Origin of the sequence: Acidovorax sp. Leaf78 (assembly GCF_001422735.1) — a bacterium.
Classification (GTDB): Bacteria; Pseudomonadota; Gammaproteobacteria; order Burkholderiales; family Burkholderiaceae_C; genus Acidovorax.
Genome location: NZ_LMLZ01000020.1, coordinates 252,947 through 269,645 on the forward strand (window position 1 = coordinate 252,947; position 16,699 = coordinate 269,645).

General features: G+C 66.7%; 10 protein-coding genes. 9 read left to right on the forward strand and 1 reads right to left on the reverse strand.

What is annotated here, in order from left to right; all coding sequences use genetic code 11:
- Window positions 1-17 precede the first annotated feature (17 nt).
- Both ASF16_RS12800 and ASF16_RS12805 read left to right on the forward strand, forming a co-directional pair.
- On the forward strand, window positions 18-6,317 hold the full coding sequence (locus tag ASF16_RS12800; protein WP_056167505.1) for an Hpt domain-containing protein: 6,300 nt from the start codon (window positions 18-20) through the stop codon (window positions 6,315-6,317).
- Between the two features lie 161 nt (window positions 6,318-6,478).
- Entirely contained in the window at window positions 6,479-7,648 is a 1,170-nt protein-coding gene (locus tag ASF16_RS12805; RefSeq protein WP_082516906.1) for a PilT/PilU family type 4a pilus ATPase, read from the forward strand.
- 178 nt (window positions 7,649-7,826) lie between these two features.
- Here the strand turns inward: ASF16_RS12805 and ASF16_RS12810 are convergent, their stop codons facing one another.
- A complete protein-coding gene (locus ASF16_RS12810; RefSeq protein WP_056167510.1) occupies window positions 7,827-9,311 on the reverse strand; it encodes a deoxyribodipyrimidine photo-lyase in 1,485 nt (494 codons plus the stop codon).
- 21 nt (window positions 9,312-9,332) lie between these two features.
- Between ASF16_RS12810 and ASF16_RS12815 the strand changes: the two genes are divergently transcribed.
- The 7 genes from ASF16_RS12815 to ASF16_RS12845 all read left to right on the forward strand — a co-directional run bounded on the left by ASF16_RS12815 (window position 9,333) and on the right by ASF16_RS12845 (window position 16,386).
- The gene (locus tag ASF16_RS12815) at window positions 9,333-9,932 is read left to right on the forward strand and encodes a YqgE/AlgH family protein (protein ID WP_056167512.1); all 600 of its coding nucleotides are present in this window, start codon (window positions 9,333-9,335) and stop codon (window positions 9,930-9,932) included.
- Complete coding sequence (ruvX, locus tag ASF16_RS12820) at window positions 9,929-10,366, forward strand: Holliday junction resolvase RuvX (RefSeq protein ID WP_056167514.1); 438 nt, start codon at window positions 9,929-9,931, stop codon at window positions 10,364-10,366. Before ASF16_RS12815 ends, ruvX begins: the two co-directional genes overlap by 4 nt.
- Window positions 10,363-10,884 (forward strand): bifunctional pyr operon transcriptional regulator/uracil phosphoribosyltransferase PyrR, encoded by a 522-nt coding sequence (gene pyrR, locus ASF16_RS12825; protein ID WP_056167517.1) that lies wholly within the window; start codon window positions 10,363-10,365, stop codon window positions 10,882-10,884. Before ruvX ends, pyrR begins: the two co-directional genes overlap by 4 nt.
- Window positions 10,885-10,886: 2 nt before the next feature.
- A complete protein-coding gene (locus tag ASF16_RS12830) occupies window positions 10,887-11,849 on the forward strand; it encodes an aspartate carbamoyltransferase catalytic subunit (RefSeq protein WP_056167520.1) in 963 nt (320 codons plus the stop codon).
- Between the two features lie 199 nt (window positions 11,850-12,048).
- The gene (locus ASF16_RS12835; RefSeq protein ID WP_056167523.1) at window positions 12,049-13,341 is read left to right on the forward strand and encodes a dihydroorotase; all 1,293 of its coding nucleotides are present in this window, start codon (window positions 12,049-12,051) and stop codon (window positions 13,339-13,341) included.
- Window positions 13,342-13,518: 177 nt separating this feature from the next.
- Complete coding sequence (locus ASF16_RS12840; protein WP_056167525.1) at window positions 13,519-14,259, forward strand: 1-acyl-sn-glycerol-3-phosphate acyltransferase; 741 nt, start codon at window positions 13,519-13,521, stop codon at window positions 14,257-14,259.
- 894 nt (window positions 14,260-15,153) lie between these two features.
- Window positions 15,154-16,386: a Yip1 family protein gene (locus ASF16_RS12845; RefSeq protein ID WP_056167528.1), complete on the forward strand. Its 1,233-nt coding sequence runs from the start codon at window positions 15,154-15,156 to the stop codon at window positions 16,384-16,386.
- Window positions 16,387-16,699: the final 313 nt, after the last annotated feature.

Below are 16,699 nucleotides of genomic sequence, written 5' to 3' on the forward strand. Positions count from 1 at the left end.
CGGCCGGGGACGAATACATGTCATCTATGGATGTCAACAATGCACCGGCCGCAGACTGGTCCCAAGGGGACCAGGACCTGGGTCCCTTGGCCTGGGTGCTGGACGAACTGCGCAAATCGCTGGACGGTGCGGTCAAGGCCATGCGCCGCTTCGTGCGCGACGCCGAAGTGGCCAGGGAGTCGGATCTGGCCGCGCTGGACGCCGGGTCTCTGCGCATAGCGCGCCAGCAACTGCACCAGGCGTGCGGTGCGCTTGAAATGGTGGGCATGGGCCCACCGGCGTTGGTGCTGCGCTCGATGGAGTCTGCTGTCCAGAAGTTCGTGCAGCGCCCTGAAACCTGCAGCGACGAAGCCGCTGCGGTGATCGAGCGCGCCAGTTTTGCGCTGATCGAATACCTGGAAACGGTGCTGGCGGGCAAGCCTGCCTCGCCCGTGTCGCTGTTTCCGCAGTACCGCGATGCCCAGGCACTGGCCGGGGCCGACCGTGTGCACCCTGCCGACCTGTGGCCCGTGGAGCGCCGCTTTCGCGAGCCGGAAGGCACGGTGTCCGTGCCCCCGCTTCCCTACGGCCCGGAAGCCCGTGCACGCCTGGATTCCGCGGTGCTGCGCATCGTCAAGTCGGGTGACCTCAAGGCGGCCATCAGCCTGCGCGACACCTGCCTCGGGTTTGTCGCAGCTCAGCCGGACCGCCAGTCGCGCGCCTTCTGGAAGATCTGTGCCGGCTTCTTCGAAGCGTTCGGCACCGGCCTGTTGCCCCCCGATGTGTATGTGAAGCGCGTCGCGTCGCGCGTGCTGATGCAGTACGCCACGCTGGCCAAGGGCGACACCACCATCGCCGACCGTTTGGTGCAAGACCTGCTGTTCTTCTGCTCGCAGGCCAAGCCGGCCGAAGGCACTCTGGACGACGTGCCTTCGCTGCGCGCCGTGCGCCAGGCGTTTTCGCTCGACCGTTTCAAGCCGGTCGATTACGACACCCCCCGCTTCGGCCGCTTCGACCCTGCCGTGTTGACCCAGGCCAGAAAGCGCATTGCCGCGGCCACGGAAACCTGGTCGGGCCTCGCGGGCGGAGACCGCAACAAGCTCAAGCCTGCAGCGGACCAGTTCAGCCTCGTCTGCGACTCCCTGCGCAAGCTGCACCCAGGCAGCGAGAACCTCGCCCTGGCCCTGACGCGCGTGGTCGAATCCACCACCCGCTCGGGCGAGCCGCCTTCGGCCGCCCTGGCCATGGAGGTCGCGACCTCGGTGCTGTACCTGCAGGCCGCGTTCGAAGAACTGGACGCTGGCGACGAACAGATGGAAGTGCGCGCGACCCGCCTGGCGGAGCGCCTGGATGCGGTGGGCGCAGGCGCACAGCCTGAGCCCCTCGAACAATGGATGGAAGAGCTGTACCGCAGGGTCAGCGACAACCAGACCATGGGCAGCGTGGTGGACGAGTTGCGTGCCACCCTCGGCGAAGCCGAAAAGGCGCTGGACCAGTTCTTCCGCAATCCGCAAGACACGGCTGTTCTGGCCGCGGTGCCGGGCCACCTGGCGCAAATGCGCGGCGTGCTGTCGGTGCTGGGCCTGGACCAGGCCTCGTTGGCCGTCGTGCGCATGCGCGATATGGTCGAGCGCCTGCTGATCAACGAAGTGCCCGAGGCCGAGCGCCAGGGCGTCTTCGAGAAGCTGGGCAACAGCCTGGGCGCTTTGGGTTTCCTGATCGACATGCTCAGCTACCAGCGCACCATGGCGCGCAAGCTGTTCGTGTACGACGAAGAACTGGGCGAGCTGCGCATCCTGATGGGCAAGACACGCCCCCGCGCATCGGACGCGGTGGAAGAGTCTCCCGCCAAGCTGGAAGAGCGCTCTGCGATCCCGGTGCCCGACGTGCTGCCACGCTTTCCGGTGCAGGAACCCATCAGCGCACCGACCGATTTCGGCTCCTTGCAGGAACTGCCGGATTTCCCCGCTGCGGCCCCTGTCGCGGCGCCGTCCGATGCCCCATCCCTGGCGCCCGAAATCTCTTTCGACGCGCTGGACCTGGGCGCAAACGCTGCGGCACCAGCTGCCGCGCCGGCCCCTTTCATCAACCTGCGCGCAGCGCCTGCCATCGAAGACGAACTCCTCGAGGTATTCCTCGAAGAAGCGCGCGAAGTGGTCGTCAACGGTCTGGCCGCGATCGACCTGCTCCGCGATGAACCGGGCAACCTGAGCGAGCAGACCACGCTGCGTCGTGCGTTCCACACGCTCAAGGGCAGCTCGCGCATGGTCGGCCTCAACGACTTCGGCGAAGCCGCCTGGTCGATGGAGCAACTGCTCAATGCCTGGCTGGCAGAGCAAAAGCCGATGCAGCCCGAATTGCTCACGCTGTCGGCTGATTCCTTGCAGGCCTTCAGCCGCTGGGCAGACGACATCGCGGCAGGACGCGATGCTGGCTGGGACCCAGAGGCCTTCCGCAAGTCTGCTGACGCGATGCGCCTGGATGGCACCTTGCTGCCGCTGGCACCCCCGTCGGCCGATGGAGTCGCGGCCCCGGTGCCCGCCGCTGCCGAACCCGAGCTGGTGGCCGAGGCGCCCGAACTGGCCGCTCCGGAAGTCGAGCCCCTGGTGGCAGAGTTGCCTCCTGTGTTGCCCGAGCCTGTGGTCGCAGAAGTACCTGCCGCAGGTGAAGAAGAATTCACCATTCCCGACTTTGAGGCCACCGAGATCGCAGAGCACGGTCCCGACGAGATCGCTGCGGTGCCGGAAGTGGCCGAGGACATCGACTTCTCGGTCTTCAGCGCTGCGCTGAACGAAGCCTCGCCTGCCGAAGTGCCCGCTGCAGTCGATACGTCCAGCGTCGATTTCGTGCTGGACCTCGAACTGCCAGACCTCGAACCCGTGGCCGCCGCAGAGCCTGTGGCTGACGGCTATCTGTCGCTGGACTCCGAGCCAGCCGCCGAAGGTGCCGTGGAAGAGGCGGATGCAGCGCCTGCGTTGCCGCCTCTCGAGTCGGTGGAAGAGGTCGAATTCCTGGAAGCACAGGAATTTGCAGAACTGGAAAAACTGCTGGATGCCGGTGAGCCGGAGCCCGTGGCTTCTGCAACTGCCGAGTTGCCCGATGCGCGCGTGGATGCCCCGGTGGCTTCGTTCGCCGCAGAAGACGCGGCCGATGCGGAGCTCACTGCGGCAGCCGAGCCATCAGCTCCACTTCCGGTCTCGGCCGATCTGGACGAACCGCTGCAGCTGGACGATTCCGGCAGCGACGATGCGGTGAAGGTCATCGACACGCTGCGCATTCCGATCCCTCTGTACAACGTGTACCTGAACGAAGCCGACGAGTGGTCGCGCCGCCTGGTGACCGGTCTGCAGGAGTGGGCGCTGGAGCTGCACGAGCCGCTGCCCGACAACGCCGTGGCGCTGTCGCACTCGCTCGCAGGCAGTTCGGCCACCGTGGGTTTCACGGGTCTGTCCGAAATGGCCCGCACACTGGAACATGCGCTGCAACACGTGCAGTTCCAGTCTGGCGGCACCGAGGAGCAGGCCCAGGCGTTCATGGCTGCGGCCGACGACATCCGCCGCCTGCTGCACCAGTTCGCGGCCGGATTCCTGAAGGAGCCCAGCCAGGAAGTGCTCGAACAGCTGCGCCAGATTCTGGAGACCGAGGTCGAAAACACCCTCACGCCTCCCGAAGACGACTTGCTGGACGCGTACGCCAACGAGTTTGCAGAACCGGCACCCGCAGCGCCAGCAGAACCCGCAGCAGCTGTGGTTGCTGCTGCGGAGCCCGCCGCGCCCGAGCTGCCTGAAGAACCCGAAGCGTTTGCCGAGTCGACACTCGACCCTGCTCCGCTGATCGTGCCCCAAGGCCATGTGGCCCCCGCGCTGTCGGTGGTGGTGCACGACCAGGACCAGTTGGTGGACGACGCCATCGCCCACGCCGTGGCCATGGCATCCGACGTGGACGACGACATCGACGCCATCGACGTCATCGACCCAGACCTGTTCCCGATCTTCGAGGAAGAAGCCGCAGAACTGCTGCCCCAGCTGGGTGGTGCACTGCGCCAATGGGCCTCCCGCCCCGACAACCTGGGCGCACGCAGCGAGGTGCTCCGTGCCTTGCACACCCTCAAGGGCAGCTCGCGCCTGGCAGGCGCCATGCGCCTGGGCGAAATGGCGCACAGGCTGGAATCGGCGATCGAACACCTCGATGCCGAGACCGTCACGTCCGACCAGATCGAGCCTTTGCAAGGCAGTTTCGACGGCTTGCAGGCCAACTTCGAGGCACTGCGCGCCATCGGCCAGAACGCTGGCGACACCGTGGTGGCGCTGCCTGTGGACGCTGCGCGCGCCGGCGCTCCGGCTGCAGCACCGTCTGCAGATGCGGCGGCCGCAACGTCGGCTCCATCGGCGGCTACCCCTGCGGGCGCTACCGCTGCCCGCATGCCCGGACCGTCCCAGCTGGCGCCCCTGCGCGTGGCGACGAACCAGTCGGTGCGCGTGCGTGCCCAGTTGCTGGACCGCCTGGTCAACCAGGCCGGCGAGGTGATGATCAGCCGCTCGCGCCTGGACGTTCGCCTGGGCCAGTTCCGCAGTTCGCTCACCGACCTGTCGGGCAACCTGGACAGGCTGCGCCAGCAGCTGCGTGACATCGAAGTGCAGGCCGAGTCGCAGATGCAATCGCGCCTGGCGCTGTCCAAGGACTCCGCCGCCGGTTTCGACCCGCTGGAGTTCGACCGCTTCACCCGCGTGCAGGAACTCACGCGCATGATGGCCGAGTCGGTGAACGACGTGGCCACCGTGCAGCGCAACCTGCAACGCGCCATGGAAGGCGCCGAAGACGATCTGATCGCCCAGGGCCGCCAGGCCCGCGAGCTGCAGCGCGACCTGCTGCGCACCCGCATGGTGGAGTTCGAAGGCATTGCCGAACGCCTGTACGCCGTGGTGCGCCAAGCCTCCAAGGAGACCGGCAAGCAGATCAAGCTCGACATCACCGGCGGCTCCATCGAAATGGACCGCGGCGTGCTGGACCGCATGACGCCGGCGTTCGAACACTTGCTGCGCAATTGCGTCGCCCACGGCATCGAAGACCCGCAGGTGCGCACGGCGGCTGGCAAACCAGCCTCCGGCACCATCACGGTGGACCTTCACCACGAAGGCAACGACGTGTCGGTCGAGTTCCGCGACGACGGTGCAGGCCTGAACCTGCCCCGCATTCGCGAGAAGGCGCTGGCGCAAGGCATCGTGGAAGCCGGTGTCGAACTGAGCGACGCCGATGCCGCCAACTTGATCTTCATGCCCGGGTTCTCCACGGCGTCTGAAGTGACCGGCCTGTCGGGCCGTGGCATCGGGATGGACGTGGTGCGCGCCGAGATCAACGCGCTGGGTGGCCGCATCGAAACCTCGACCGAAGCGGGCAAGGGTGCTGCGTTCCGCATGGTGCTGCCCCTGACGACTGCGGTGACGCAGGTGGTGATGCTGCGCGCGGGCGATCTGTCCGTTGGCGTACCCGCCAGCGTGGTCGAGATCGTGCGCCGCACGTCATTGCAGGACCTGGAAGAAGCCTACCGGACCGGCACCTTCGATGACGGCACCGAAAAGCTGCCGTTCTTCTGGTCCGGCGCGCTGCTGCAGGCCTCGGCCCGCAGCTACGAGCCTGCTGGCAAGACCCGCCCTGTCGTGATCTTCCGAAGCGCTGCACAGCGCATCGCGATGCACGTGGACGAAGTGCTGGGCAACCAGGAAGTCGTGGTGAAGAACCTCGGGCCGCAGCTGTCCCGTCTGCCTGGCCTGGCCGGTATGTCGGTGCTGGCATCGGGCGCCGTGGTGCTGATCTACAACCCCGTGGCGCTGTCCACGGTGTATGGCGACCAGGTGCGTGCGGCCAGCGTTGGCCTGCCACCCGCTTCTGAAGCTGGCGGCGCGGGCGCCGGCAAGGCAGTGGTGCTCCCCCAACTGGCAGGACCGAGCCAGGTGCCGCTGGTGCTGGTGGTGGACGACTCGATCACGGTGCGCCGCGTCACGCAGCGCCTGCTGCAGCGCGAAGGCTACCGCGTGTCCCTGGCGGCCGACGGCCTGCAGGCGCTCGAACGCTTGCAGGAAGAGCGTCCGACCGTGGTGCTGTCCGACATCGAAATGCCGCGCATGGACGGCTTCGACCTGGCGCGCAACATCCGGGCCGACGGTGCACTGCGCGACCTGCCGATCATCATGATCACCTCGCGGATCGCCGAAAAGCACCGCGAGCATGCGATGGAGCTGGGCGTGAACCACTACCTGGGCAAGCCGTACTCGGACGAGGAACTGCTGAGCCTGATCCAGCACTACGCGCGCCTGGAGGCCGCGGCCGCCGAGGCTTGACCACGGTACTGCAGGAGCAGATGCCCGGATCGGTGGACGAGAGAGATAGAGACGAATGAATGTGTGCCGCGGCATGCGGCCCCCTGAAGGAGCTGCATGCCCGGTTCTCACACAGTTCCTGCAACGGGCGCCCTGGAGGCGCCCTTTTTTTTGAGCGTGCCATGCCCCCAGAGTCCGATGTCCTGATCGAGCCCAACCCGCCCGCACCGTTCGGCGACAGCCGGCTGCTGGCCTGCCTCGCCCTGGTCGCCCGCGAAAGGGCGTCAGACCTTTTCCTGCTGGCGGGGGCACCGCCCACCGTCAAGCGGCAAGGCGACTTTCTGCCCATCAGCCAGCAGGTGCTGCCAGCGCAGGACATCCGCACTATGGCCTATTCGATCATGGGCAAGGCGCAGCGCCACGAGTTCGAAAGCACGATGGAGTGCGACTTCTCGTACGCGACGGCAGAAGGCGATCGCTTTCGGGTCAACGTACACCTGCAGCGCGGCCAGGTGGGCATGGTGATTCGCCATGTGGCCTCCCGGATTGCCAGCCTGGACGAGCTGGGCCTGCCCAAGGTGCTCAAGGAGCTGGCCTTCCTCAAGGGCGGCCTGGTGCTGACGGTGGGCTCTGCAGGCTCGGGCAAGACGACCACGCTGGCCGCGCTGCTCGACCACCGCAACACCAACGCGTCCGGGCACATCCTCACCATCGAAGACCCGATCGAGTACCTGCACCCGCACAAGAAATCGCTGATCACGCAGCGCGAGGTCGGTATCGACACGCGCTCCTACGACGAGGCCTTGCGCCGCGCGATGCGCGAGGCGCCCAACGTGATCATGATCGGCGAGATCCGCGACCGCGCCACGATGCAGCATGCGCTGCACTATGCCGAGTCGGGCCACCTGTGCGTGTCCACTCTGCACGCGCACAACGCCAACCAGGCGGTGCAGCGCATCCTCAATTTCTTTCCGGAGCATGCGCACAAACAGCTGCAGATGGACCTGTCGCTCAACCTGCGGGCGGTGATTGCGCAGCGCCTCATCAAAGGCGTGTCGGCGCGCCTGGTGCCTGCTACCGAGGTCATGCTGCTCACGCCCTACGTGGCCGACCTCATCCAGAAAGGACAGGTCGACGAGCTCAAGACCGCCATCAGCCGGGGCGTGGAGCAGGGTATGTGCAGCTTCGACCAGTCACTGTTCGCGTTGGCTGAGTCCGGCGCGATCAGCGCCGAAGAAGCCATTGCCCATGCGGACAACCGCACCGACCTGTCACTCAAGCTGCGGCTGGCCGCGGGAGGCTCGCTCACGGTGGCGGGGATGAGCATGCGTGAGAACGCGCCTCCCGTCTGAGCGGGGTGGCAGATACCCATTCGTCTTCAGCAGATACAAGAACCCGTTCACGCTGGAATGCATCAACGGGCTCCGGACGGGCTCAGGGCAGGCCTGCCGAAGCGCCGCGCAAGGCTTCGACAGGCTCAGCCTGAACGGTCTTGGGTGATTGAACGCAAATCCGCAGGAAAGATCAGGCTCAGGCGCCGGCCTTCACCACCGCATACCGCGCCAGCGTCTGCTGCCGCGCGGTGTCATGGTCCACGATGGGCAAGGGGTAGTTGTCCCCCAGTTGCACGCCGGCGCTTTGCAGCTCCAGCGGCTTGGCCTTCCAGGGGGCATGCAGGGCTGCGTTGGGCAACGCGGCCAGCTGGGGCAGGTACCTGCGGATGAACTTGCCATCCGGGTCGAACTTCTCGCTTTGGCTCACCGGGTTGAAGATGCGAAAGTAGGGCTGTGCATCGCAGCCGCTCGAGCTGGCCCACTGCCAGCCCCCGTTGTTGGCCGACAGGTCGAAGTCGTTCAACTGCAGCGCAAAGTAGGCCTCCCCCCGGCGCCAGTCGATACCCAGGTCCTTGACCAGAAAGCTGGCCACCACCATGCGCAGCCGGTTGTGCATGTAGCCCGTCTGGTTGATCTGCGCCATGGCGGCGTCCACCAGCGGGTAGCCGGTGCGGCCCTCGCACCAGGCCGCAAACAAGGCATCGGCCTCGGGCCCCGTCTCCCAGTCGATGGCGTCGTAGGCGGGCTTGAAGCTGTTGTCCACCACGTGGGGGTGGTGGTACAGGATCTGAAAATAGAAGTCGCGCCAGATCAGCTCGCTCAGCCAGGTGGCCGCGCCGGGGCTGCCCTTGCTGGCGCGCTCGTGGGCGGTGCGGGCCAGCAGGCGGGGCGATATGGTGCCAAAGCGCAGGTGCACGCTCAGGTAGCTCGGGCCCTTGACCGCCGGGAAGTTGCGCGTGTCCTCATACTTGTCGATGCGCTCCACAAAGTCCGCCAGCAACTGGTGCGCGCCCTGGCTGCCGGTGGGGATCTTCAGCTGCGCCAGGCCCGCGGGCTCGAAGCCCAGTGCCGCCAGCGTGGGCACGGGCCTGCGGTGGCCCGCAGGCCGGGGTGCCAGCCGCGCGGCATGCCGCTCCACCGGGTAGCTGCTCAGGTAGAACGCATCCACCTTCTTGAGCCACGCGTTCTTGTACGGCGTGAACACGCTGTACGGGTGCCCCGCCTGCGTCATCACCTCGCTGCGTTCGAAGACCGTGTGGTCCTTGAAGGTGTGCAGCGCGCGGCCCTGGGCCGCCAGCCGGGTGCGGACGGTGCCGTCCCGCTCGATGGCCTGCGGTTCGTCGTCGTGGTTGGTGAACACGGCCTGCACGTCCAGCGCGGCCGACAGGTCCGGCACCGCATCGGCTGCCGCGGCGTGGTGCACCGCGATGAGCCCGCCGTGATCGTGCCCTGACAGGGCGCGCAGGGCGGCATCCAGCTCCACCAGCGTCTCGCGGATGAACTCCACCCGCCGGTCCGCGCGGGGCAGCGCATCGAGGATATCGGTGTCGAAGACAAACGCGCAGTGCACCTGCTGGCACTGGGTGAGGGCGTGGTACAGGGCGGCTTGGTCCTCGGTGCGCAGATCGCGCCGAAACCAGACCAGCCCGCTTGAATAGGAGGGCGCCGAAGGGGGCTGCATGTTCACCGTTAAAATTGCGGAATGTCCTCCGATTCTGCGCCCATCAACCTGACGCATCACTTCCTGATTGCGATGCCCGGCCTGGAGGATGAGTCTTTCGCGCGCAGTGTGGTCTACCTGTGCGAGCACAGCGAACGCGGTGCGCTGGGCCTCATCATCAACAAGCCCACCGACATCACCCTGAAGGGCCTGTTCGACAAGGTCGATCTGTCCCTGCGGCGCGAAGACCTGACCCAAGAGCCCGTGTTCCAGGGCGGCCCGGTACAGACCGAGCGCGGCTTCGTGCTGCACGAGCCCATGCTGTTCGAGAGTGCCGAGGCGGATGAATCCGTGTACGCCTCCACCATGACCATTCCGGGCGGCCTGGAGATGACCACCTCCAAGGACGTGCTCGAAGCCCTGTCCACCGGTGCGGGCCCCCGCCGCGTGCTGATCACGCTGGGCTATTCGTCCTGGGGCGAAGGGCAGCTCGAGACCGAGCTGGCCGAGAATGCCTGGCTCACCGTGGCGGCCGACCTGTCGGTGATCTTCGACACCCCCGTGCCCGAGCGCTACGACCGGGCCCTGGCGCTGCTGGGCCTCAAGGCCTGGATGCTGTCGCCCGAGGCGGGGCACGCATGACCGTTGCGCCCGTTCACCACGAGCCCCCCGAGCAACCCGCCGTTCCCGCGCATTTCCAGACCTTTTTGGCTTTTGACTTCGGCCTCAAGCGCACGGGCGTGGCCACCGGCAACCGCATGCTGCGCAGCGCGACACCCCAGCGCACCATCCAGGCCGAGGGCGACGCCCGCTTTGCCCATGTGGCCGAGCGCATCAAGGAGTGGCAGCCCGACGCCCTGGTGATCGGCGTGCCCTACCACCCCGACGGCGCCAGCCACGAGAACACCGCGCGCGCGCTCAAATTCGGCCGCCAGCTGCGCGGACGCTTCGGCCTTTCGGTGTTCGAGGTGGACGAACGCTACAGCACCACCGAAGCCATTGCCGGTGGCGCCAAGGACGCCGATGCCGCCTCGGCCTGCATCATCCTGGAACAGTTTTTGAGGACCCTCCCATGACTACCCCCTCCAACGCCATCGCAGGCAGCCTCGTGCTCGATGCCGAGGCCCTGTACCGCGAGCTGCTGCGCGGCGTGCGCAGCATGCACACCGGCACCACGCGCCTGGTGGGCATTGCCTCTGGCGGTGCCTGGCTGGCCGAGCGCCTGCAAAAGGACCTGGGCCTCGAAGGCCCCGCCGGCGTGCTGTCGTCGGCCATGCACCGCGACGATTTTGCCCAACGCGGCCTGGCCGCCAGCGCGCAGACCACACTGCCGTTCGACGTGAACGGCGCCGACGTGCTGGTGCTCGACGACGTGCTCTACACCGGGCGCACCATCCGCGCCGTGCTCAACGAATTGTTCGACTACGGCCGCCCCGCCAGCGTGCGCCTGGCCGTGCTGGTGGACCGCGGCGGGCGCGAGCTGCCGGTGCAGGCCGACTTCGCCGCCGCGCGCGTGGCGCTGCCCGCATCGCAGTCGCTGGCGCTGGCGCGTGACGACAGCGGCACCTTCCATTTCCAAGTCAAAGAGGCCTGACCGTGCTGAAGAAGCGCAACCCCCAACTCAACGGCAACGGCGAACTCATCCACCTGCTGTCCATCGAAGGGCTGCCGCGCGACATCGTCACGCACATCCTCGACACGGCCGCCAACTTCGTCTCCGTCAACGACCGCGAGGTCAAGAAGGTGCCGCTGCTGCGCGGCAAGAGCGTGTTCAACCTGTTTTTCGAGAACAGCACGCGCACGCGCACCACATTCGAGATCGCGGCCAAGCGCTTGTCGGCCGACGTGATCAACCTGGACATCGCGCGCAGCTCGGCCAGCAAGGGCGAGTCGCTGCTCGACACCATCGCTAACCTCTCGGCCATGGCGGCCGATTTGTTCGTGGTGCGGCACAGCGAGTCGGGCGCGCCGTACCTGATTGCCCAGCACGTGGCACCGCATGTGCACGTGATCAACGCAGGCGACGGCCGGCATGCCCACCCCACGCAGGGGCTGCTGGACATGTACACCATCCGGCACTACAAAAAAGACTTCAGCAACCTCACCGTGGCCATCGTGGGCGACGTGCTGCACTCGCGCGTGGCGCGCTCGGACATCCACGGCCTGACCACGCTGGGATGCCCCGAAGTGCGCGTGGTGGGCCCGCGCACGCTGGTGCCGTCCGATATGTCGCAGATGGGCGTGCGCGTGTGCCACACGCTCGAAGAAGGCATCAAGGACGCCGACGTGATCATCACGCTGCGCCTGCAGAACGAGCGCATGAGCGGCGCGCTGCTGCCGTCCAGCCAGGAGTACTTCAAGAGCTTCGGCCTCACGCAGGAGCGCCTGCAGCTGGCCAAGCCCGACGCCATCGTGATGCACCCGGGGCCCATCAACCGTGGTGTGGAGATCGACTCCGCCGTGGTGGACGGCAAGCAGAGCGTGATCCTGCCGCAGGTGACTTTTGGCATCGCGGTGCGCATGGCGGTGATGTCCATCGTTGCCGGAAATGAGGCTTAACCCCCCTGAGCCGCTTCGCGTCTTCCCCCCAAGGGGGGACGCCCCCGGTGGCCCGGCGAAGCCGGTTCCACGGGGGCGCTGGCATCGCGTCTGCTGCGGTGCGAACGGCGGGTGAAAAGTTGAGTGAAGTATTTGCTATGTTTTTTGTAGCTGCTGGCGCTTATCCATCAAGCGGTAGCGGCCCATTTGGCTTGAAATCATGAAAATCCTGATCCAGAACGGCCGTGTGATCGACCCTGCCTCGGGGTTCGACCAGACCTGTGACATTGCGCTGGCGGCGGGCCGCATCGTGGGGGTGAACCGCGTGCCGCCCGAGTTCGCGCCCAACCGGGTGATCGATGCGGCGGGCTGCATCGTGCTGCCTGGGTTGGTGGACCTGGCGGCGCGCTTGCGCGAGCCGGGGTATGAGCACGAAGGCATGCTCGAATCCGAGATGGCCGCCGCCGTGGCCGGGGGTGTGACCAGCCTGGTGTGCCCGCCCGATACCGACCCCGTGCTCGACGAGCCGGGGCTGGTGGAGATGCTCAAGTTCCGCGCCGAGAAGCTGCACCAGTCGCGGCTGTTCCCGCTGGGCGCGCTCACCCGCAACCTCGCGGGCGAAGTGCTGACCGAAATGGCCGAGCTGACCGAGTCCGGCTGCGTGGGCTTCGGCCAGGCCGAGGTGCCGCTGGCCAGCACGCAGGTGCTGCAGCGCGCGCTGCAGTACGCGGCCACCTACGGCTACACCGTGTGGCTGCGCCCGCAGGAGATGCATCTGGGCAAGGGCGTGGCCGCCAGCGGCCCGCTGGCCACCCGCCTGGGCCTCTCGGGCGTGCCCGTGGCGGCCGAGACGATCGCGCTGCACACCATCTTCGAATTGCTCAAGACCACCGGCGCGCATGTGCACCTGTGCCGCATCAGCAGCGCAGCCGGCGTGGAGCTGCTGCGCCGCGCCAAGGCCGACGGCCTGAAGGTCACGGCCGACGTCAGCATCAACTCGCTGCACCTCACCGACGCGGACATCGGCTTCTTCGACAGCCGCGCGCGCCTGTCACCGCCGCTGCGCCAGCAGCGCGACCGCGATGCACTGAACGCCGCCCTGCTGGACGGCACCATCGATGCGCTGGTGTCCGACCACACCCCGGTCGACGAAGACGCCAAGACCCTGCCGTTCGCCGAAGCCGAGCCCGGCGCCACCGGCCTGGAGCTGCTGCTGTCGCTGGCGCTCAAGTGGTCGCAGGACAACGGCGTGCCGCTCGCGCGCGCGCTGGCCGTGGTCACCTCCGAGCCCGCCCGCGTGCTGGGCTCCGCCCTGGGCACGCTGCAGGCCAGCGTGGGCCAGATCGTGGAGGGCGGCGTGGGCGACCTGTGCATCCTGGACCCCGGCGCCGCCTGGGTCGTGCAGGGCAACGCGCTGCGCAGCCAGGGCAAGCACACCCCGTTCTCCGGCTACGAGCTGCCGGGCCGCGTGCGCATGACGCTCGTGGGCGGACAAGTCGCGTTTGATCGGTAGCCCCCCTGTGCCGCTTCACGCCATGTACCCAAGGGGACGCCACCCTTGGCCCGGGAAAGCCGGTTCCATGGTGGAACGGGCGTCGGCCGCGCCATTCATGCCAGTCGTGCCGGGCATGCTGATTGGGCGACCGCTGCAGGGCCGGTCCGTACGGATGGATCGATACGGACCATTGGCATGAGGCATCTGCGCGCCGGCTGGCGCTTGCTGCGTCTGCTGGGCCACATTGCCAAGGGGCTGTGGATCGTGGCGCTGCGCTTTCCGGCACTGTCCGAGGACCAGCAGCACGCGCATGTGCAGGCGTGGTCGCTGCAGCTGCTGGCCCGGCTGGGCATCAGCCTGCGCGTCGTGGGCCAGCCGCCGGTGGCGGGGCCGGTGATGCTGGTGGCCAACCACATCTCGTGGCTCGACATTCCGGTGATGCACGCAGGGCGGCACTGCCGCTTCGTGTCCAAGTCCGACGTCAAGGGCTGGCCGCTGATCGGCACCCTGGCCACCGCGGCCGGCACCCTGTACATCGAGCGCAGCTCGCGCCGCGACGCGCTGCGCATGGTCAAGTCCATGCAGGACGCACTTGGGCGCGGCGAGGTGCTGGCCGTGTTCCCCGAAGGCACCACGGGCGATGGCCGCGACATGCTGCCCTTCCACGCCAACCTCATCCAGGCCGCCGTCGCCGCCCAGGCGCCGGTGCAACCGGTGGGCCTGCGCTTTGCCGACAAGGCGACGGGTGCGACGAGCTTTGCGCCCAGCTATATCGGCGACGAGACGCTGATCGGCTCCATCTGGCGCACGCTGAGCGCGCCGCCGATTGAGGCGGTGGTGCACTACGGCGAGATCCAGCAGCCCGAGGGGCGCGACCGCCGCGTGTGGACGCAGAATTTGCACGGCACGGTGGATACGCTGCGGCAGACGGGGTGAGAATTTCGGGACTTGAATGGGTTGTGTTTTGACTCTCCTGCGCTGCGCGGGAGTACCGGCTGAATGGTTTGGAAAAGCGGCCTGAACCGATGACTGGGATCGGCCAATAGCGGCCATTAATGAGGACGCCAAGTTGTACTACCAAGGCTGTGTCGTGTTTGATGGCTTCCAAAGTGATAGCACGCACGCGATAGGTACAAGAACAAATGCCGACCCTGCCAGATAGTGATTTGGATAGAGCCAACGGTAGGCCAACACCATGCCAAGTAAGCTTGCGACTACCAGCAACAGGCAGTTCGCAATGCGCCATCCAACCCGTCGTTGGGGCAACAGGGCTCCCGAAATTCCAAAAAGTAGTATGAACATTGAGTCCATTAACGCGAAACTGATAGGGATGCTTATCGAATCAGCGTCTGCTGGATAAATTCCCCTTGTTAGATTGGCACCCAGCACGCCCCACAGGGTTGCGTTGGCACACACGACAGCACCAAAGATAGCCAGTGCAGATTGGGCACGAGATAGTGGCTTGAGATTTGGCATAAAAGGCATAGTAGGAGCCTTTCGTGTGCAGAAAATGAGCCTAATTTGAACTGAGCGTGAAGTAGCCATCTTGGATGCTCGCAAACCGGTGACCAATGCAAAGCGAGTCGGCTCAATTAACCCGCAATGTCTGCAAGAATGCAGGTCACTGAAGGACTGCTCAGGGCCCTGAGTCGACAGTGGGCACCCTTCCCGAAAGCAGCCACTGGCCTCGCTCCCCAAAACCGTGCATATTCCACGGTTACAGCCGCGGGGGCTGCTACACACCGGCCCCATACACGCCGTTTCCCCGTATCGTCCGCATCTTTCGCCAGCCTGCAGCCTTTGCAGGCCTGTCACTGCCGGGAGGGCACCATGAACCTGATCGAACGCGCCAAGAGCATTCTTTTGCAACCCAAGGAGACCTGGGTCGCCATCGACACGGAGCCTACCGACGTCGCCACGCTGTTCACCCGCTACGCGATGATCCTGGCGGCCATTCCGGCGGTGTGCGGGTTCATCGGCATGTCGCTGATCGGGTTCGGCGGGTTTGGCGTCACCATCCGCGTGCCCTTCGTCTCCGGGCTGGTGAACATGGTGGTGTCGTACGTGCTCAGCCTCGTGGGGATCTTCGTGCTGGGGCTGATCATCGATGCGCTGGCCCCCACGTTTGGCGGGCAGAAGAACCCCATTCAGGCCCAGAAAGTGGCGGTGTACGCCAGCACGGCGGCGCTGCTGGGCGGCATTTTCAGCCTGCTGCCCTCGCTGTCCGTGTTGATGCTGGTGGCTTCGCTGTATTCCATCTACCTGCTCTACACCGGCCTGCCGGTGCTGATGAAGAACCTGCCCGAAAAATCGGTGGTCTACACCGTGGTGGTCATCGTGGCGGCGATCGTGGTGGGCGTGATCATCGGTGCGGTCAGCTCCATCTTCATGCCGCGCGGCGGGTCGTTGATGGGCGGTGCTGCAGGCTCTGCCATCACCATGGAGACCGCGGGCGGCAAAGTGTCTATCGACACGGCCGGGCTGGAGGCCGCGGGCAAGAAGATGGAAGAGGCCGCGCGCAAGATGGAAGAAGCGCAAAAGAGCCAGGACCCGGCCGCCATCGCTGCCGCGGGCCAACAGGCGGCCGCGGCGGCTGCGGGCGCCCTGGGCGGCGGCCAGGTGGTGGCCGCGCAGTCGCTCAAGGCCGCGCTGCCCGAGAAGCTGGCGGGCCTGCCCCGCACGGGTTTTGACGTGCAGGACGGCGCAGCGCTGGGCCTGCCCACCAGCCAGGCCCGTGCGCAGTACGGCAGCGATGACAAGCAGGTGCGCCTGGAGATCGTGGACGTGGGCGGCCTGGGCCAGATGGCCGCGATGGCGATGGGCATGGCCCAGGGCGAAAAGGAAGACCCGTCCAGCGCTGAAAAGACCTGGCAGGAAGGCGGCCGCACGCTGCACACGCGCTACCAGAAGGACGGCAGCCATGCGGAGTTCAAGGCCATCCTGAAGAACGGCCTGGTGGTCAGCCTCGAAGGCGACAAGGTGGGCGTGAAGGAACTGCAGGGCTACATGTCGCAAGTGGACTTGAATGCCCTGGAAGGCCTGCAGCGCAAGGGCAAGTCCTGAAGCGCAATAGCACCCTCTGAAGCGCTGCGCGCGTCTCCCGCCTCTCTAGATTCGCTGCGCGATTCTGGAGGGGGATGTTCAGAGCACACCAGCGAAGCGCCGCATCCGCGCTCGCGCCCGCGCCCGCGCCCGGGGCGGCCCTTGCGCGGGGGCACTGGCTGTGGCCGCGCCAGTGGCATGCGCTGCGGGTGGCGCGTTGCACCGGTATGCATGCCGGCTTTTGAGCGTGGGGCACTGGCAGGGTCGGTAGACTGGTCGGCATCGACAGCGTGGCCGTCCGTCCGTTGGCGACGGTGGTCTTCGCTGGACTGAT